We start from the raw sequence: 17,724 nt of genomic DNA, 5'->3' as shown, positions 1-17,724 counted from the left end.
GCCGACTATTTCGACACGCGCATCGACAAACAGCGCAGGGCCCGAAACCTCGCCACGCAACTCCAGGCCGTCACCGGTCAAAAGATCACCATCCGCGACGGCAAGGCCATCATCGCCGAACCCGAAGCCGCCTGACCCAGCCACCCACACCCGGCTCCGCTGCGCTGCGCCGGGTGCTGCCGCCTGCCCATTCACCATTGGATTTTCGGGTCTGAGCTTGCGCCGGTCAGCCCTTGGGCTTCCACCAGGCCGCGAGCAACCCTACGACTGCCATGAGGAAGAGGCAGGAGAACCCCGCGCAGAGCAGTATGCCGAAGCCGGCGAAGGTCCCGAATTCCACCAGGCGACTGTAGGTGAACCATTCTCGATCAATGCCGTCAGGAGACGCTGGCAACTTGGGGCACACAGGGGGCACAAGACACCGTGAAACGTTGCCAACCAGCGACCAACTATGGCAGACCGGAACGCCGTGCGAGCAGGCGTCGGGCGCTGTTGCTGGTGGGTCCGCCGGGACTCTAAGTTCCGCTTCAACGTCTGACACTTCGCGTAGGGCGGCTGATTCCTACGGCGTGGCGGCGCGCGGCGCCGGATGACGGGGACCGATGAGCAGCATGGCGGTAAGCAGCACGATAATTGCGGCGAGCTGCACGCCGGCGGCTGTCCGGGCGCCGAGGGGCACGGTGGCGAGGACGGCAGCGGCGCCGGCGGCCCGGCTGGCGGGCAGGCCGAGACGCAGGGCGAGCCGGGTGGCTCCGGTGCCGGCGAGGTAGAGGGCGACCCCGCCGGCGAGGGCGAGTGTGGCAGCGGTGCCGGCCGGGGCGTCGGGGTGGGCGACGGCGGCGTGGATGCCGGTGGCGGTGCCGACGACGCCGAGCAGCAGCAGGAAGTGGGGGAGGACGTAGGTGCGGGCGGCGATGTGGGTGCGGGCCCGCGGGTCTGCGGCGTCGAGCGTGCTGGCGGCATGGCGGGTGTCGGTGAAGTACGTCCACCACAGGGCGGCGGGCAGGGCGAGGGCCATGACGATCGCGCCGACCGTGCCAGGGGTGAGGTGACGAATGTCGACGCGGGCGCCGATGGCGACGACAGATTCGCCGAGCGCAACGATGACGAGCAGGCCGTGGCGTTCGACGAGGTGTCCGGCGGCCACCTCGTAGCTGCCGGCGACGCGGATCCAGGAGTGTTGCGGGGTGACGTACGGCAGCGCGGCCTGGACGATGGCGGCAGCAACCCACAGGGCGTAGGCGGCGGGGCCGGTGACGAACGCGGCGGAAACGATGAGCAGCACCGCGCCGAGGTTGTAGGGGGCTAGCCGGATCGCGGCGACGCGGGCTTCCGAGCGGCTGAACATGACCAGATGGACGGTGGTGAGGACGAGGAAGCCGAGGGCGAAGAGCAGCCCGGTGCCGTTGAAGACGGCGGGGATGGCGACGCTGGTGAGCAGGAAGCCGGCCATGCCGGCGAAGAGCGGGATCTTCTGGGCGGCGCCTCGGGGGGGCACCTGGTTGGTCAGCCAGGCGTATCCGGTGTACGGGTACCAAAGGACCGCGAAGACGAGGACGATGCGGCCGAGACCGGCCCAGGTCAGGTCGCCTTCGAGGACGCCGGTGAGCTGAGTGACGGTGAATACGAACACGACGTCGAAGAAGACCTCGACTGGGGTGACCCGGCGGGCGGGATCCAGGCGGGGGTCGGTCGGGCTCATGGATTCGGAGGGTACTGGCGCGGATGGGGGTGGAGGTCAGGGTTTGGAAGGCACGTCGCCCGGCACTTGCGGGTTGCCGGGGGAGGCTGGGTCGGCTGGGTCGTTGCGATGGGCTGCCATCGGGGACGACGAGATCCGGAACATTCGCGGAATGATCAACCGTAAGGCCGGCGAGGGATCGAGCGTCTGTCCTGGTAGGAGGACCGCTCGCCCGGCAAGCGCAATTGCCTTCCTATCGTGTGTCAAGGCGGCAAGGCGGCAAGGCGGCAAGGCGGCAAGGCGGCAAGGCGGCAAGGCGGCAAGGCGGGGCATGCTGGCCCGGCCCCGGCCTGCTGGCGACCTCCGGCCGGCATCGGCCGGGTCAGCCGGCCATGCACACGAGGGCGCAGCGTGCCAGATCCATGCCAGGTCAGTAGGTTGCGGCGGGTGATTGACGGGGACTAGCGGGGAGAGTGACCGCCTGGCCGCAGGTCACGGCCACCGCAGGCGAGGGCGATTCGAGAGAGCCCCCCTGGCAGTGTGGGGGTCAGGGGTTCGAGTCCCCTCGGCTCCACCCTTCACGACCAGGGCGTTCGCCGCAATGGCGGACGCCCTTCGTCATTTCGGACACCGGTTCAGGACGCCCGTGCGAGGACGGTCTCTAACCCGTCGTTGACACTACCGGCTAGCCCGGGTGGTGACGGCGGCTCGGGTGGGCGCCCGCGGGCGCGGGCCGCGTCGGCGATGGCGATCCCGGCCAGGACCGCGGTCGCGGCGAGGGCGGCCAGCAGCGGCGGCAGGAACAGCATCGCCGGTGCCAGGGCGGCCAGCACGAGCAAGCCGATCGGCCGATCCCGGGACACGCGGGCGAAGACGGCGTATTCGAAGCCGGCACGCCCGGCCAGGAACAGCGCGGGTCCGCCGAGAATGACGGCGACCCAGGCCGGTTGCGGGTGTCCGAGTGGATGGGCGATGACGAGTTCGACGCCGACGGCGGTGACGACGACGCCGGCCACCATGATCGGGTGGGAGTATGTCGCCGAGAAGCCGACGCGGGTCGGGTCCGGGGCCGCTGCGACAGCCTCGGCCAACAGTTCCCCGGCGCGGTAGATGTAGATCCGCCAGAACAGCACCGTGGTGGCGAACGACACCACGCGCGCCGCGCTCCGATCAGCCGCGAAGCCGCTGATGTAGAGGGTCAGACCGGAAACCAGGATCAACTCGCCGAGCACGATGATGAAGAACTGCCGGTAGCGGTCGGCCAGGTGCTCGCCCAGGATGCCCAGATCCGACTTGGTCGAGCGACCCAGCCTCGGCATGGGCCAGCGGAACGCGACCGCCGTGTAGTTCACCGCCACCGCCAGTGCCACAGCGTCCCACGCGCCGCACCGTGCGCGGCCGCTCCAGCGATCCACGGCACCGCGGACACACAGAACCAGAACAGCACCCGGATGCTTCTGCGCTGCAACTCGTGACCACGCAGGGCGACGACGAGGAAGAGCTGGCGGCCGACATGGATGGCGACGTACGTGCCTGCGAAGACCAGACCTCGCTCGCCGAACGCGTGGGGCACCGCGACCACCATCACCAAACTGCCGAGCATGGTCGCGGTGACCAATAGCTGTGTCGCCGGCTCGCGGGTCGTACAGGTCGGTTGTCCACGCTGTCATGGTCCAGACCCACCACATGGCCAACAGCAGCACCAGCGTCTGGAAGGCGCCGCTCCACCGGAGATCCTGGATCAGCCCGTGCGAGAGCTGGGCGAGCCCGACGACAAACACCAGGTCGAAGAACAGCTCCAGAAAGTTTGTCCGCGGCTCCTCGGGTCCTCGGGTCCTCGCAGCAGCTTCGCACCGCTCGGCATCATCGACTCGACGCTCCGGCTACCCGAACGTGAACACGTACGCCTCGGCCCCGGCCTCGAGAAACGTGATCTCCAGGGTGCGTTCACGGACCGCGTCGCGTTGGCGCACGAGCTGGTACAGGCGGCCGTCCCGGAGCAACCCGTTCCCACCCTCGTCAACGTCGACGCCGTGTGACGGTCCCGGGGCTTCGCCGTCGAGGAGCACGCGGAAAGGGATCGGCTCGCGCGCTCCGGGGAACAGCACGAGATGGGCGTCGCGCGCGTGGAACCGGTAGGCGATGCTGCCGCCGGGCTGGTCGAGCACGACGTTCTCCGGCCCGATCGTCCACTCGCCGGCGAGGGCCCAGTGGTTGAGCGGCAGGCCCTCGGGGAGCTCGTAGGAGCGGCGTTCGTCGTACGCGGCGCCGCCCGGCGACGCCAGGTGCTCGCTGCGCTGGTAGCCGAGGTACGTCTCGGGCGTACGCAGGTGGTCCCAGTCGGCGTCCGCCTCCACGCCGAGCCCCTCGACGGGTACGGGTTCGCGCTCTACGCCGAGCAGCCGTTGGATGAGGCGCTCCGATTGCTCGTAGCGTCCCTCACCGAAGTGGTGGTCGCGGATGACGCCCTCCGCGTCGACGAAGTAGAGCGCCGGCCAGTAGTGGTTGTCGAAGGCGCTCCAGACCTGGTAGCCGTTGTCGATCACCACCGGGTAGTCGATTCCCCGCGCCGTGACCGCCTGCCGCACCTGGTCGATCTCGTGCTCGAACGAGAACTCCGGCGTGTGGACTCCGACGACGACCAACCCGTCGTTCCGGTAGGCCTGCGACCACGCCCGGACGTACGGCTCCTGGCGCAGCCAGTTGATGCACGTCAGCGTCCAGAAGTTCACCAGGACGGCGCGGCCGCGCAGCTCGGCGGGGCCGAGTGGCTCGGAGTTGAGCCACTCGGTCGCCCCGCCGAGCGAGGGCAGGTGCTGACGTGCGAACACGGTCATCTAGCGAAGCGACCGGAATGCGGTGCGGAGCTCTTCGGAGAGAAGCTTCGGCTGTTCCCAGGCAGCGAAGTGCCCGCCCTTGTCGAGTCGGTTGTAGTGGATGAGATTGGGATACGCCCGCTCCGCCCAACTCTTCGGGGTCTGATAGAGCTCATCGGGGAAGACGCTAACGGCAGTCGGGACGGTGACGCCCTTGGCGGCGAAGAAGGAGAGCTTGTTCTCCCAGTAGATGCGAGCCGCGGAGGTCCCCGTGTTCGTCAGCCAGAAGAGCGTGATGTTGTCGAGGATGTCGTCTCGCGTGAGGCCTCCGGGTTGTCCGGCGAAGGCCTGGCAGATCAGCTCCAGGCTGGCCGCGTCATGGTCGAGCATGTAGCTCGCCAGAGCAATGGGCGAATCCGCGAACCCGGTCAACGTCTCCGGGCGGGTCCCCATCATGAGGGCGTAGGCGGAATGCTTCCAAAAGAAGTCCAGCTGCTCGTAGGCCCGCTTCTCCTCGTCGGAGAGGTTGGCCGGCATCGAGCCGAGGGCGTTGTTCGCTCCGGTGATGTCGCCCTGGATGAACGCATCGATGTCGGGCGGAACAGTACCGGGCATGTTGGTGTGGATGCCGAGCAGTTCCGGAGGCGCCTGCAGACCGATGAGGTCGGTGATGAGCGCGCCCCAGTCGCCGCCCTGCGCCACGAATCGCGTGTAGCCGAGGCGCTTCATCAGCTCGATCCAGGCAGCTGCGATGCGCTCCGGGCCCCAGCCGGGCGTGCTCGGCTTGCCCGAGAAACCGAAACCGGGCATCGACGGGATGACCAGGTGGAAGGCGTCGGACGCGTCCGCGCCGTGCGCGGTGGGGTTGGTGAGCGGGTCGATGATCTTCAGCTGCTCGACCACCGAGCCCGGCCAGCCGTGCGTGACGATGAGCGGCAGTGCGTCCTCGTGTTTCGACCGGACGTGCAGGAAATGGATGTCGAGCCCGTCGATCTCGGTGATGAACTGCGGTAGGGCGTTCAGTCTCGCCTCGACCTTGCGCCAGTCGTACTCCTTCTCCCAATAACGCGCGAGTGCCTGGCTCGTCGCGAGCGGTACGCCCTGCGACTGGTCGTTGACGGTCTCCGGTTCGGGCCAACGGGTGGCCGCTATGCGTGCCCGCAGCGCCTTGAGTTCCGATTCGGGGATTTCTATCGTGAACGGCCGGATCTCTGTGGCGCGCGGCGGCGCTACGGTCTTGACAGCCACGTAGGACTCCCTTTCGTTCGCGCTCATTGATGGTCGAGCGAGGGCTTGCGGCTCTTCTCTCGCAGCAGGCCCGGACGCCCCGCTCGTGCCTCGCGGACGCATCGTGGGTGAAGGAGCCGCCCGGACTCGTGCCAGTTCGGCCAAGGGACGCCGCCCCTGCATCCGACCCTAGAACGCCTTTTCCCTGATCGCGGGCCGATACGCGCAATCCCGCACGGCCCTCCCCGGGACGGGCGCCGGCCGGCGCGGGTCATGGACCCGAGCCCACCGGGCTCGTTTCATTCGTCGTCCGAACGGCGACGTTCGGCGGCATTCGGCACACACCAACCCGAGGCGGCCGTCCTAGTCAGAAACGCTGCTGACCGCGCACTAACCGGCGCTCTCCCCGCGTCGGGGCAGCTTCCAGTTCGGCCGGACGTAGTGGCAGGTGTAGCCCTCGGGATACTTCTCCAGGTAGTCCTGGTGTTCCGGCTCGGCCTCCCAGAAGGGCCCGGCGGGGCTGACCTCGGTGACCACCTTGCCGGGCCACAGGCCGGAGGCGTCCACGTCGGCGATCGTCTCTTCGGCGACCCGCCGCTGCTGCTCGTTGCAGTAGAAGATGGCTGACCGGTAGCTGGTTCCGATGTCGTTGCCCTGGCGGTTCTTCGTCGTCGGGTCGTGCACCTGGAAGAAGAACTCGAGAAGATCTCGGTAGGACAGTTCCGCGGGGTCGAAGACGATCTCGATCGCCTCGGCGTGGGTCCCGTGGTTCCGGTAGGTCGCGTTCGGCACGTCCCCGCCGGTGTACCCGACCCTGGTGGCGAGCACGCCGGGGCGCTTCCGGATGAGGTCCTGCATGCCCCAGAAGCAGCCGCCGGCCAGGATCGCCTTGTCAGTCGTCTCGGTCATCTCTTCGCCTCCCCGTCCGACACCGTCTTCAACGGGCCACCCCGCGCGCCTACCCCGGTTGCGGTCGACTAACCGCCGCTGCGCGGTCCGTTACTTCTTCACGAGGTTGCGCAGCGCCGCGACCGCCGCCCGGTTGCTGACCTCGGCGTAGATCTTCTTGTCGGCGTAGACCATGACGACGCTCGGGCACGCCTGGTCATCGCCGGGCATGGCCTTGTCGAGGAGCTTGCGGCCGGTCGCCACCTCGTACACCCGGAGACGCCAGCCCGCTCGCAGCAGCGTCACCGTGAGCGGCTTCGGGTCGTCGTACTTGCAGCGGCGGATCGTCGAGCCGGTGCTGACCCGGTCGAGGCAGGCGACCATCTGCACGTTCCTGGGGTCATCCGCCGCCCAGGTCTGCTCCACCCGCTTCGACAGGCCCTCGTCGTAGTAGTAGGTGCCGTTCTGGAAGCGAATGCCCGAGCCGTCCGCGACGAGCAGCACCACCGGGTGCGGGGGCTTGCCGGCGCGTTTCGGGGACTGCGGGTAGTAGACGTTCTCGTCGCACACCCGGTCCAGGTCCCGGATGTCGGTCGCGGGATACGTGCTCGCCTGCGGCCCCTCCTGCGCGGGCTGCTCGCTGGCGCTCGGCTCGGCGCTCGCGGTCGGGCTGGTGCCGGTCACGGGCGACAGCGGCGCCCCCGACGCGGGGCTGGACGCGGCGGTCTTCGTGGAGCGGAGCAGGACGGCGCCGCCGGCCAGGCCGAGACAGGCCATCAGCAGCACCGCGCCGACGGTCACGGCGGCGATGACGACGCCGCGGTTGCGGCGGGCGGGCGGCGGAAACGCGGGCCAGCCCACCGGCGGCTGCTGGCCGGGCGCTGCCTCCACCGTGGGTGGTCCGGACGGCTGCTCCGCCGCGGTCGCCGGTGTCGATGCCACCTCGGGCGTCGATGCCACCTCCGGAGCCGGTGTCGGCTCCGGTGTCGAACGTGCGCCAGGTTCGGCCCCCGTGCCGGTCATGCTGACGTCCTCTTCCTGATCAAGGCGAAGCGCGACTGTACCAAGGCGGGGGCCAGCGGTGGTGACGTCGAACCGGCCGGGCGCCGGTGACGACGCCCGGCCGATAGATCAACCCTGGCGGCCCTTCCACCTCGGGTTGGCGCGATTCACCACGACCACCCGGCCACGGCGGCGGACCACCACCGAACCCGGCTTCTGCTTCAGCGCGCGCAGGGAGCTGCGTACCTTCATGGCTGCCTCTTTTCGGCCTCGGGTCTGGCCTCTTGCGGTTCCGGCGGTGGAAACGCCGCAGTCGGTACCGGGATTCCCGCCGGAAGGGGGAGCGCCGGCACGATGTCGAACCCTTGGCGAGCCGTGCCCGTACCAGTGCACGGGAGGTCGAAACCATGACCGTACGCCGAGCCGCCGTCGCCGTGCTGGTCGCCGTCGCGACCCTGCCCGTCACCGCCGTACCGGCCGCCGCGCACGGCGCGCCGACCGATCCGCTCAGCCGCGCGGCGGCCTGCGGTCCGGAGGGCCGGCACGCGGCCACCCCGGCCTGCCGGGCGGCGGTGGAGGCGGGCGCCGCCGTCCGGGAGTGGGACAACGTCCGGGTGGCCGCGGTGAACGGGCGGGACCGGCAGCGGATCCCGGACGGGGAACTGTGCAGCGGCGGGCTGTCGGCCTATCGAGGGCTGGACCTGCCGCGCGCCGACTGGCCGGCCACCGAGGTGACGGCCGGCGGCAGGTTCACCTTCCGCTACCGCACCACGATCCCGCACCGGGGCACCTTCCGGCTCTACCTGACCCGCCCGGGCTACTCCGCCATGAACCGGCTGACCTGGGACGACCTGGAGTCGGTGCCGTTCCTGCGGGTGACCGACCCGCCGGTGCGCGACGGGGCGTACCAGCTGCGGGGGCGGCTGCCGGCGGACCGGACCGGCCGCCACCTGATCTACACGGTCTGGCAGAACTCCGACACGCCGGACACCTACTACTCCTGCTCCGACGTGGTGCTCCGGCCCCCGGCCGGCAACGCCGGCCTCGGCGGGCCGGCCGCCACCCCGGACCGAGGTGCGGCGAGCCCGGCTCCGCCGCCGCGTACCGGCGCGGCGGAGCCGAACGGCGCGGAGCCGGCGGCCGGCGAGCCCGGCGTGGCGGTGGCCTCGCTCCGCGACGTCGACGGCGGCGGCCGGCCGCTGCTGGCCGGCGCCGCCGTCGCGCTCGCCGTGCTGCTGCTCACCCTCGGGTGGGCGCGGCTGCGCCGCGCCGGCAGGGCTCCGGTGGGCCGGCCCTGCGAGGTCCGCAACCACCGGGCCACCCGGCCCCGCATCTGGTGAGGCTCAGCCGAGGTGCCGGTCGATCTCGGCCAGCTCCTCGGCGGTGAAGTCGAGGTTGCCCAGCGCGGCGGTGTTCGCCTCCAGCTGGGCCACGCTGCTCGCCCCGATGATCAGGCTGGTCATCCGCGGGTCGCGCAGCGCCCAGGCGAGCGCCAGCTGGGCCAGCGACTGGCCGCGCCGCTCGGCGATCGCGCCGAGCGCCCGGATGGTGGCCATCCGCTGCTCGTCCAGGTCGCTCTCGTTGAGGAAGACGCTGGTGCGCACCCGGGAATCCGCGGGGATCCCGGCGAGGTAGCGGTCGGTGAGCAGGCCCTGCGCCAGCGGGCTGTACGCGATGCAGCCGGCGCCCACCCGCTCCAGCGTGTCGAGCAGGCCGTCGGACTCGGTCCACCGGTTGAGCATCGAGTAGGACGGCTGGTTGATCAGCAGGGGCGTGCCCAGGTCGCGCAGGATGGCGGCGGCCCGCTCGGTCTGCTCGGAGTTGTAGTTCGAGATGCCGACGTAGAGAGCCTTGCCGGAGCGGACGATGGCGTCGAGCGCACCCATCGTCTCCTCCAGCGGAGTCTCCGGGTCGAAGCGGTGGGAGTAGAAGATGTCGACGTACTCCAGACCCATCCGGCGCAGCGACTGGTCGAGCGAGGAGACCAGGTACTTGCGGGAGCCCCATTCGCCGTAGGGGCCGGGCCACATGAGGTAGCCGGCCTTGCTGGAGATGACCAGCTCGTCCCGGTAGGGCGCCAGGTCGCCGGCGAGCAGCCGGCCGAAGTTCTCCTCGGCGGCGCCGGGCGGCGGGCCGTAGTTGTTGGCCAGGTCGAAGTGGGTGATCCCGAGGTCGAAGGCGCGACGGACGATGTCCCGCTGCCGCTCGAAGGGCCGGTCCGGGCCGAAGTTGTGCCACAGGCCGAGGGAGATGGCGGGCAGCCGCAGGCCACTGCGCCCGCTGCGCCGGTAGGTCATGGTGTCGTAGCGGTCGTCCGCGGCGAGGTAGTTCACGATCATGAGCCTAGTCGCCGGGTGGGACACGCCCGCGGGTCGCGTCACCCCGCCGGGCGCCGGGGAGTTGACCACCACGGCCGGCATCCGAAACGGGGGAATGACCAGATGGACGACATCACCGCGCTGATCCTCGACGACCACACCGCGTTCCGGCGCGGGTTCGCCCGCCTCGACGACGCCCGCGAGGAGCACGAGCTGCTGGCGATCTGGGAGGCGCTCGCCCTGCACCTGGACATCCACGCCGAGGCCGAGGAGGCGATCCTCTACCCGCACCTGGTCCGGCACGGCGACGACGGCGAGGCCGAGACGGCGGACGCGGTCGGCGACCACAACAAGATCCGCGACGCGATCGCCGAGGCGAAACTGCACCCGGTCGGCTCCGAGCAGTGGTGGGCGGCGGTGTGGAAGGCCCGCCGGGAGAACAGCGAGCACCTCGCCGAGGAGGAGGACGAGGCGCTGCCGGACTTCCGCCGGCACGCCGGCACCGAGCTGCGCGCGGAACTCGGCCGGCGCTGGCTGACCTTCTACGGCGAGCACAAGAACGGCCGGGACCTGCCGTTCCGGGACAAGGACCCGCAGCGCTACGTGCAGGAGCACCGGTGAGGATCTCCCCGGCACGGGGGAGTCGCCCGGCCGGGTGACGGCGGCAGAATGGGCGGATGACCCCCCGGGCGGCCCTGGTCCCGCTGGTCGCCGGCAGCACCTGGCGGCGCGGCGTGTTCCTGTTGCTGGGCGGGGTGCTGGTCCTGCCGTACGTGCTGCTCGCGGTCACCTTCGGGCAGCTGTTCGCCCAGGCGGACGTACAGCGGCCGCTGGCGCTCGGGCTGCTGGTGGTGGCGGCGGTGATCGCCGTGGTGCCGGTGTTCCTCGAGGGCAGCCGGGCGCTGGAGATCGCCGCGGCCCGGGCCCTGCTCGGCGTCGAGCTGCCCGACCCGGCCCCCGGGCACCGGGCGGACCGGGAGACCCGACTGCGGTCCGCGCTCTGGATCGCCACCCACCTCACCGTCGGCGGGCTGGTGATGTTCGCGCTGATCAGCGCGCTGCCGATGGCGCTGGCCTTCATCGCCCAGCAGTTCGGTCTCGGCGTCGACCTGATCAGCCGGCAACGGTTCGGGCCGCTGGACGGTTGGGACACCGGCTGGTTGACGCTGATCGGCGTGCTGATGCTGGTGGGCCTCGGCTACGCCGTCGCCGGGCTGGGAGCGCTGGCCGCCTCGATGGCGCCGGTGCTGCTCGGCCCCGCCCCGGCGGAACGGATCGCGGCCCTGGAGGCGCGGGCCACCCGGCTCGCCGAACGCAACCGGCTGGCCCGGGAACTGCACGACTCCGTCGGCCACGCGTTGACCGTGGCCACCCTCCAGGCGGGCGCGGCCCGCGAACTGCTGGACCGGGACCCGGAGTTCGTCCGGCGGGCGCTCACCGCGATCGAGGAGACCGCGCGGACCGCGACCGAGGACCTGGACCACGTGCTCGGGTTGTTGCGGGACAGCGAGGGCGGGCGCGCCGCGCCGGCGCCGCAGCGTACGCTCGCCGACCTGGACCGCTTGGTCGCCGACACCCGGGCGGCCGGGCTGGCGGTCGAGGCGCGGTGCGCCGGCGACCCGGCGGACCTGCCGGCGGCGGTCTCCCGGGAGGGCTACCGGATCGTGCAGGAGGGGCTCACCAACGCCGCCCGGTACGGCCGCGGGCCGGTGACGCTCCGGCTCGACGTGGGCGCGGAGGCGCTGGAGCTGGAGCTGGTGAACCGGCTGGCCGGCGACGTCGTGGCAGACCCGGGGCGCGGCGGGCGGGGCCTGGACGGGATGCGCGAGCGGGTGCTGCTGCTCGGCGGCCGGCTGACCGCCGGGCCGGAGGGCGACCGCTGGCGGATCCGGGTGCGACTGCCGCTGGAGGGGGCGCGATGACCGACGGCGTGACGACCGACCGCGCGACGACCGGGCTGCTGATCGTCGACGACGACGAGCTGGTCCGGATCGGCCTGCGGGCGATCCTGGACGCCCAGCCCGACCTGCGGGTGCTCGCCGAGGCCGCGGACGGCGCCGAGGTGCTGCCGCTGGTCGCCCGGCACCGGCCCCGGGTGGTGCTGATGGACGTGCGGATGCCGGGCATCGACGGCATCCAGGCCACCCGGTCGCTGCTCGCCGCGTCGGCCGACCCGCCCCGGGTGCTGGTGGTGACGACCTTCGAGAACGACGAGTACGTCTACGACGCGCTGCGCGCCGGGGCGAGCGGCTTCCTGCTCAAGCGGGCCCGGCCGGCCGAGGTGGTGGAGGCGGTCCGGGTGGTCGCCCGGGGCGAGTCGCTGCTCTTCCCGGCCGCGATCCGCCGGCTGGTGGGGGCGTACGGGGGGCGGGGCGCGGACCGGCTGGCGGCGGCCCGGCTCACCGATCGGGAGGCCGAGGTGCTCCGGCTGATGGCGACCGGCCGGTCCAACCCGGAGATCGCCGCGCACCTGGTGGTCGGGGTGGAGACGGTGAAGACCCACGTCGGCAACGTGCTGGCCAAGCTCGGGGTGCGCGACCGCACCCAGGCGGTGATCGCCGCGTACGAGTCGGGCTTCATCACGCCCGCCGGCTGACCCGTTCCCCCGGGCGGGGGAACGGGTTCACCGGCGCACGGGAGGGATCGCGGGGGCCGCCGGCCGAGGCTGGAGCCATGACGACGATCACCGCCACCCGCCACCGTCCCCTGTCCCGCTGGCCCGACCGCTTCGCCCCGCTGGGCGCCGGCTGGCTCGGCCTCTGGGGCGTGCTCGCCCTGGTCGCCACCGTCACCGGCGACGGCTACCCGTTCGGCGCGAACGACCCGCGCGGCGGCGACACCAACCTGCTCCGGCTGGTCCCGGTCAGCGTCGGGCCGCCGCTGTTCGCCGCGCTGCTGCTCGGCGCGGCGGTGGCCGCGCTGGCCATGGCCGGCCCCGTCGCCCGGGCGTCCCGGCCGCTGCGCGCGCTGCTGGCCGGGTACGCCTGGGCGGTGGCCGCCCTGCTGGCCGTGGTCGTCCCGGACGCCCAGGTGCTGGTCCTGCTCGGCTACGCGCCGATGCTGATCCTCGGGGCGCCGTTCGGCTGGCCGCCGGTGGACTACGCCGACGTCTTCACCTGGACGCTGTTCGCCCGGTTCGCCGCCCTCGCCGGCGGCGTGCTGCTGGCCGGCGCGGTGCTCGTCTGGCAGCGGCGGACCGTCGACGCCTGCGTGGGGTGCGGCCGCGGCGGCACCGGCCGGGGCTGGACGAGCCGGGCCGCCGCCGCCCGCTGGGGCCGGTGGGCCGCCTGGACCGCCGCCGCGATCCCCTTCGGGTACGCGCTGACCCGGTTCGCCTGGGCCGCCGGCATCCCGCTCGGCATCTCCCGCGAGTTCCTCACCGAGATGCAGGGCAACGGCATGGTCTGGGCCGGGTTCGGGCTGGGCGCCTTCGCCACCGTCGGCGCCCTGCTCACCCTCGGCCTGGTGCAGCGCTGGAGCGAGCGGTTCCCCGGCTGGGTGCCCCGCCTGGGCGGTCGCCCGGTGCCGGCGAAGCTGGCCGTGGTCCCGGCCACCCTGGTCGCGGTCGCGGTCACCGCGGCCACCGTGGGACTGGTCGCCAGCCCGGGCTTCTGGTCGCTGGCCGGCGGGTTCACCATGGCCAGCGCGCCGATGCTGCTCTGGCCGGCCTGGGGGCCGGCGCTCGGCGCCGCCGCCTACGCGTACCACCTGCGCCGCCGGGGCGGCTGCCGGCGCTGCGGGCGGGGCTGAGGGTGGGAGCGGGGGTACCCGTCAGCGTACGGGCGCCTCCGCCCGCACCGCGCTAGCGTGGGTCGGGTGACTGCGCCCTCCCAGCTGATCCCGGTCCCTCCGGCCGACCTGCCCGGCACGCTCGGCGCGCTGCGGGCGGCCGGCCACCGGTACCGCACCGTCAAACAGGAACTCCGCGACAACCTGCTGGCCCGGATGCGCGCCGGCGCCGACCGCTTCCCCGGCATCGTCGGTTACCAGGACACGGTGCTGCCGGAGGTCGAGCGGGCCCTGCTCGCCGGGCACGACATGGTGCTGCTCGGCGAGCGCGGCCAGGGCAAGACCCGGCTGATCCGCTCGCTGGTGGCGCTGCTGGACGAGTGGACCCCGGTGATCGCCGGCTCGGTGCTCAACGAGCACCCGCTGCACCCGATCACCCCGGCCTCCCGGGCGCTGGTCGCCGAGGCCGGCGACGACCTGCCGGTCGGCTGGCTGCACCGCTCGATGCGCTACGGCGAGAAACTGGCCACCCCGGACACCAGCGTCGGTGACCTGATCGGCGACGTGGACCCGGTCCGGCTGGCCCAGGGGCGCAGCCTCGGCGACCCGGAGACGATCCACTTCGGGTTGGTGCCGCGTACCAACCGGGGCATCTTCGCGGTCAACGAGCTGCCGGACCTGGCCGAGCGGATCCAGGTGGCGCTGCTCAACGTGCTGGAGGAGCGGGACATCCAGGTGCGCGGCTACCAGTTGCGGCTGCCGCTGGATCTGTTCCTGGTGGCCAGCGCCAACCCGGAGGACTACACCAACCGGGGCCGGATCATCACCCCGCTCAAGGACCGGTTCGGCGCCGAGGTCCGCACCCACTACCCGGTCGACCTGGAGCTGGAGCTGGCCCTGATCCGGCAGGAGGCCGACCTGGTCGCCGAGGTGCCGGAGCACGTGCTGGAGGTGCTCGCCCGGTTCGCCCGGGCGGTGCGCGAGTCGCCGTCGGTGGACCCGCGCTCCGGGGTCTCCGCCCGGTTCGGCATCGCCGCCGCCGAAACGGTCGCCGCCGCCGCGTTGCGCCGCGCCGGCCTGCTCGCCGCCGCGGGGACCACCGCGGGGGTACGCCCCGAAGCGCCGGTGGCCCGGGTCGGCGACGCGGTCTCGGTCACCTCGACCCTGCGCGGCAAGGTGGAGTTCGAGAGCGGTGAGGAGGGGCGGGAGATCGAGATCCTCGGTCACCTGCTGCGGACCGCCACCGCCGAGACCTTCCGGGCCCGGCTGGCCGGGCTGGACCTGTCCGGCTTCACCGGGTTGGTCGCCGAGGGCACCGTGATCGAAACCGGTGAGCTGGTCAGCTCGGCCGAGCTGCTGCGCCAGGTGGGCACCGTGCCCGGGCTGGCCAAGGTGCTGGACAAGCTCGGCATGGGCGACGCGCCCACCCCGGAGGAGGCCGCCGCCGGCGTGGAGTTCGTGCTGGAGGGGCTGCACCTGACCCGCCGGCTCGGCAAGGACGTCACCGAATCCGGCCGCACCCGCTACGGCGGCCGGGGCTGAGCGTGGCCGGCAACCGGTTCCGGTACGGGCAGTGGCGCGGCGGCCCCGACCCGCTGGCGCCCCCGTACGACGTGCGCGAGGCGGTGGACGCGGTCGGCGCGGAGGTGCTCGCCGGCGGCAGCCTGCGGGAGGCGCTGCGCGACCTGCTGCGCCGGGGCCCGCAGGGCCGGGGCGGCCTGGACGACCTGGCCGCCCGCGCCCGGCGGCTGCGCCGCGAGGCGCTGCGCCGGGGTGACCTGGACGGGGCGGTGACCCGGTCCCGGGCGCTGCTCGACCAGGCCCTCGCGGCGGAGCGGGACGAGCTGCGCGGCCGGGACGACGACGCCGCCCGGTTCGCCGAGTCGATGCTGGACAACCTGCCCCGCTCCACCGCCCGGGCGGTCGAGGAGCTGGCCGGCTACCAGTGGGCCAGCGACGAGGCCCGCCGGTCGTACCAGCAGATCCTGGACGGGCTGCGCGACGACGTGCTGGGCCAGCGGTTCGCCGGGCTGCGCGACGCGGTGCGGGCGTCCGCCGACCCGGCTGCGCAGCAGCGGCTGGCCGAGATGATGCACGACCTGAACGACCTGCTGGCCCGGCACGCGCGGTCGGAGGACACCACCGACGCGTTCGCCGAGTTCATGCGCCGGCACGGCGAGTTCTTCCCGGAGCAGCCGAAGGACGTCGACGAGCTGGTGGACGTGCTGGCCCGGCGGGCGGCGGCCGGTGAGCGGCTGATGCGGTCGCTGTCCGACCGGCAGCGCGAGGAGCTGGCCGGCCTGATGCGCCAGTCGCTCGGCGACCGGCTGGCCGGGGAACTGTCCGCGCTGGACGAGCACCTGCGCGCGCTCCGCCCCGACCTGGCCTGGGGGCGCGGCGAGCGGGTCCGCGGCGAGCAGCCGCTGGGCTACGGCGAGGCGGCCGGCGCGCTCGCCGAGATCGGCGAGCTGGACGAGCTGCTGGACGCCCTGGACCAGGACTATCCGGGGGCGACCCTGGACGACGTCGACGTGGACGCGGTGGCCCGGACGCTGGGCCGGGACGCCGCCGACGACGTACGCCGGTTGCGGGAGCTGGAGCGGGAGCTGCGCCGGCAGGGCTGGGTGAGCCGGGACGCCGACGGGCTGACCCTGAGCCCGAAGGCGCTGCGCCGGCTCGGCGGCACCGCGCTGCGGCGGGTCTTCGCCGACCTGACCGCCGGGCCGCGCGGGCAGCACGACCTGCGTTCGGCGGGCGCGGCCGGCGAGGTCAGCGGCGGTTCCCGGCCCTGGGAGTACGGCGACGAGCAGCCGCTGGACGTGGTGCGGACGCTGACCCGGGCGGTCCGCCGGGCCGGGCCGGGCGTGCCGGTGCAGCTCGCGGTCGAGGACTTCGAGGTGGTGGAGACCGAGCGGCGGGCCTCCGCCGCGGTGGCGCTCTGCGTCGACCTGTCCTACTCGATGATCTCGCAGGGCCGCTGGGGGCCGATGAAGCAGACCGCGCTGGCGCTCTCGCACCTGGTGGCGACCCGGTTCCCGCAGGACGCGCTGCAGATCATCGGGTTCGGTCGGCAGGCGCTGCCGCTGAGCCAGCAGGAGCTGGCCGCGGTGGAGCCGGACATGGAGCAGGGCACCAACCTGCAGCACGCGCTGCGGCTGGCCGCCCGGCACCTGCGCCGGCACCCGGACGCCGAGCCGGTGGTGCTGGTGGTCACCGACGGGGAGCCCACCGCCCACCTGGATCCGGACGACGGGGAGGCGCTGTTCCACTGGCCGCCGCTGCCGGAGACGATCGAGGCGACGATCCGGGAGGTGGACCGGCTCACCCGCTACGGCGCCACGCTCAACCTCTTCATGCTCGGCGAGGACGAGGGACTGCGGCGCTTCGTCGACGCGGTGGCCCGCCGCAGCCGCGGCCGGATGTTCACCCCCGACCTCGACGACCTGGGCGAGTACGTCGTCTCCGACTACCTGCGCGCCCGCCGCGGCCGCCGCTGACCCGCCCGTCCGGGTGAACCGGGCGCCACAACCGCCTGATCGGCGTCGGCGGAGCGGGTTGACTGAGCGTATGGACAGTGCGGCGATGCGGGAGGCGTACGAGGAGGTGCTCGCGGAGGTCGACGCGGGTGGGTTCGGGCCGCCGCCGGGGGGACAGTTGAGCGCCGAGCAGATCGTCGCCCACCTCGCCGCGAACGACGAGCTGATGACCGAGGCGACGGAGGCGGTCATCGCGGGCTCCCCGTTCGCGTACTACGACCTGGAGACGATCCACCGTCCGCAGGTCGACGCGCTGGTGGCCGAGTGCGGCGGGTTGGACGGCCTGGCCGCCCTGCTGCGGGCCACCAGCCAGAAGCTCTGCGCGCTCACCGAGCGGCTCGGTCCGGCCGCGGAGACCCCGGTGGACACCCATCTGCGGGAGGGCTTCGACCTGGTGGTCGACGACACGCTGCCCTGGGGTCGCACCCTCGACCTGCACACCCGGGTGCACCTGCCCAAGCACCTGGCCCAGCTCCGCATGCTCCGGACCGGGGGCGACGGCTCCGCCGGCTCGTCGGCGATCTGAC

General features: G+C 72.7%; 15 protein-coding genes and 1 pseudogene. 8 read left to right on the top strand and 8 right to left on the bottom strand.

Features of this window, described 5'->3' with window-relative positions:
* Nucleotides 1-562: 562 nt before the first annotated feature.
* From ACVCAH_RS18240 to ACVCAH_RS18210, 7 genes and pseudogenes are all read right to left on the bottom strand, one after another.
* The gene (locus tag ACVCAH_RS18240) at nt 563-1,702 is read right to left on the bottom strand and encodes a low temperature requirement protein A (RefSeq protein ID WP_447137349.1); all 1,140 of its coding nucleotides are present in this window, start codon (nt 1,700-1,702) and stop codon (nt 563-565) included.
* A 614-nt stretch (nt 1,703-2,316) separates the two neighbouring features.
* Nucleotides 2,317-3,462: pseudogene (locus ACVCAH_RS18235) on the bottom strand (low temperature requirement protein A).
* A 102-nt stretch (nt 3,463-3,564) separates the two neighbouring features.
* Complete coding sequence (locus tag ACVCAH_RS18230; RefSeq protein WP_447137348.1) at nt 3,565-4,518, bottom strand: redoxin domain-containing protein; 954 nt, start codon at nt 4,516-4,518, stop codon at nt 3,565-3,567.
* Nucleotides 4,519-5,745: an epoxide hydrolase family protein gene (locus tag ACVCAH_RS18225; protein WP_447137347.1), complete on the bottom strand. Its 1,227-nt coding sequence runs from the start codon at nt 5,743-5,745 to the stop codon at nt 4,519-4,521.
* Between the two features lie 369 nt (nt 5,746-6,114).
* Nucleotides 6,115-6,633, bottom strand: a complete 519-nt coding sequence (gene msrA, locus ACVCAH_RS18220) for a peptide-methionine (S)-S-oxide reductase MsrA (protein ID WP_447137346.1) — start codon at nt 6,631-6,633, stop codon at nt 6,115-6,117.
* A 90-nt stretch (nt 6,634-6,723) separates the two neighbouring features.
* Nucleotides 6,724-7,554 carry a hypothetical protein gene (locus tag ACVCAH_RS18215; protein WP_447137345.1) on the bottom strand — a complete coding sequence of 277 codons (831 nt, stop codon included), beginning with the start codon at nt 7,552-7,554 and terminating at the stop codon, nt 6,724-6,726.
* A gap of 189 nt (nt 7,555-7,743) precedes the next feature.
* Nucleotides 7,744-7,866 (bottom strand): 50S ribosomal protein L36, encoded by a 123-nt coding sequence (locus ACVCAH_RS18210; protein ID WP_447137344.1) that lies wholly within the window; start codon nt 7,864-7,866, stop codon nt 7,744-7,746.
* 155 nt (nt 7,867-8,021) lie between these two features.
* Between ACVCAH_RS18210 and ACVCAH_RS18205 the strand changes: the two genes are divergently transcribed.
* The gene (locus ACVCAH_RS18205) at nt 8,022-8,954 is read left to right on the top strand and encodes a lytic polysaccharide monooxygenase auxiliary activity family 9 protein (RefSeq protein ID WP_447137343.1); all 933 of its coding nucleotides are present in this window, start codon (nt 8,022-8,024) and stop codon (nt 8,952-8,954) included.
* A 3-nt stretch (nt 8,955-8,957) separates the two neighbouring features.
* Here the strand turns inward: ACVCAH_RS18205 and mgrA are convergent, their stop codons facing one another.
* Complete coding sequence (gene mgrA / locus ACVCAH_RS18200) at nt 8,958-9,953, bottom strand: L-glyceraldehyde 3-phosphate reductase (protein WP_447137342.1); 996 nt, start codon at nt 9,951-9,953, stop codon at nt 8,958-8,960.
* A gap of 102 nt (nt 9,954-10,055) precedes the next feature.
* Here mgrA and ACVCAH_RS18195 point away from each other — a divergent pair, with 102 nt between their 5' ends.
* The 7 genes from ACVCAH_RS18195 (at nt 10,056) to ACVCAH_RS18165 (ending at nt 17,723) form a co-directional block, all read left to right on the top strand.
* On the top strand, nt 10,056-10,553 hold the full coding sequence (locus tag ACVCAH_RS18195; protein WP_447137341.1) for a hemerythrin domain-containing protein: 498 nt from the start codon (nt 10,056-10,058) through the stop codon (nt 10,551-10,553).
* A 56-nt stretch (nt 10,554-10,609) separates the two neighbouring features.
* Entirely contained in the window at nt 10,610-11,854 is a 1,245-nt protein-coding gene (locus tag ACVCAH_RS18190) for a sensor histidine kinase (protein ID WP_447137340.1), read from the top strand.
* Nucleotides 11,851-12,528, top strand: coding sequence for a response regulator transcription factor (locus ACVCAH_RS18185; protein WP_447137339.1), 678 nt, complete (start codon nt 11,851-11,853; stop codon nt 12,526-12,528). The genes ACVCAH_RS18190 and ACVCAH_RS18185 overlap by 4 nt, the downstream gene beginning before the upstream one ends.
* A gap of 77 nt (nt 12,529-12,605) precedes the next feature.
* Complete coding sequence (locus tag ACVCAH_RS18180; RefSeq protein ID WP_447137338.1) at nt 12,606-13,682, top strand: hypothetical protein; 1,077 nt, start codon at nt 12,606-12,608, stop codon at nt 13,680-13,682.
* Between the two features lie 57 nt (nt 13,683-13,739).
* A complete protein-coding gene (locus ACVCAH_RS18175; RefSeq protein WP_447137337.1) occupies nt 13,740-15,203 on the top strand; it encodes a magnesium chelatase in 1,464 nt (487 codons plus the stop codon).
* Between the two features lie 2 nt (nt 15,204-15,205).
* Nucleotides 15,206-17,158, top strand: coding sequence for a vWA domain-containing protein (locus tag ACVCAH_RS18170; protein WP_447137336.1), 1,953 nt, complete (start codon nt 15,206-15,208; stop codon nt 17,156-17,158).
* A gap of 70 nt (nt 17,159-17,228) precedes the next feature.
* Nucleotides 17,229-17,723, top strand: a complete 495-nt coding sequence (locus ACVCAH_RS18165) for a hypothetical protein (protein WP_447137335.1) — start codon at nt 17,229-17,231, stop codon at nt 17,721-17,723.
* The last annotated feature ends 1 nt before the right edge of the window (nt 17,724 follow it).

It is taken from the genome of Micromonospora sp. LZ34, from assembly GCF_052981855.1.
Note: the sequence above shows the minus strand (reverse complement) of the source record. Positions and strands in the feature narration are given on the sequence as shown.

What these genes read in the sequence shown, in the direction of transcription:
- ACVCAH_RS18240 (WP_447137349.1), bottom strand. Translation starts at nt 1,702, where the DNA reads ATGAGCCCGACCGACCCCCGCCTGGATCCCGCCCGCCGGGTCACCCCA.
- ACVCAH_RS18230 (WP_447137348.1), bottom strand. Translation starts at nt 4,518, where the DNA reads ATGACCGTGTTCGCACGTCAGCACCTGCCCTCGCTCGGCGGGGCGACC.
- msrA (WP_447137346.1), bottom strand. Translation starts at nt 6,633, where the DNA reads ATGACCGAGACGACTGACAAGGCGATCCTGGCCGGCGGCTGCTTCTGG.
- ACVCAH_RS18210 (WP_447137344.1), bottom strand. Translation starts at nt 7,866, where the DNA reads ATGAAGGTACGCAGCTCCCTGCGCGCGCTGAAGCAGAAGCCGGGTTCG.
- ACVCAH_RS18205 (WP_447137343.1), top strand. Translation starts at nt 8,022, where the DNA reads ATGACCGTACGCCGAGCCGCCGTCGCCGTGCTGGTCGCCGTCGCGACC.
- mgrA (WP_447137342.1), bottom strand. Translation starts at nt 9,953, where the DNA reads ATGATCGTGAACTACCTCGCCGCGGACGACCGCTACGACACCATGACC.
- ACVCAH_RS18195 (WP_447137341.1), top strand. Translation starts at nt 10,056, where the DNA reads ATGGACGACATCACCGCGCTGATCCTCGACGACCACACCGCGTTCCGG.
- ACVCAH_RS18190 (WP_447137340.1), top strand. Translation starts at nt 10,610, where the DNA reads ATGACCCCCCGGGCGGCCCTGGTCCCGCTGGTCGCCGGCAGCACCTGG.
- ACVCAH_RS18185 (WP_447137339.1), top strand. Translation starts at nt 11,851, where the DNA reads ATGACCGACGGCGTGACGACCGACCGCGCGACGACCGGGCTGCTGATC.
- ACVCAH_RS18180 (WP_447137338.1), top strand. Translation starts at nt 12,606, where the DNA reads ATGACGACGATCACCGCCACCCGCCACCGTCCCCTGTCCCGCTGGCCC.
- ACVCAH_RS18165 (WP_447137335.1), top strand. Translation starts at nt 17,229, where the DNA reads ATGGACAGTGCGGCGATGCGGGAGGCGTACGAGGAGGTGCTCGCGGAG.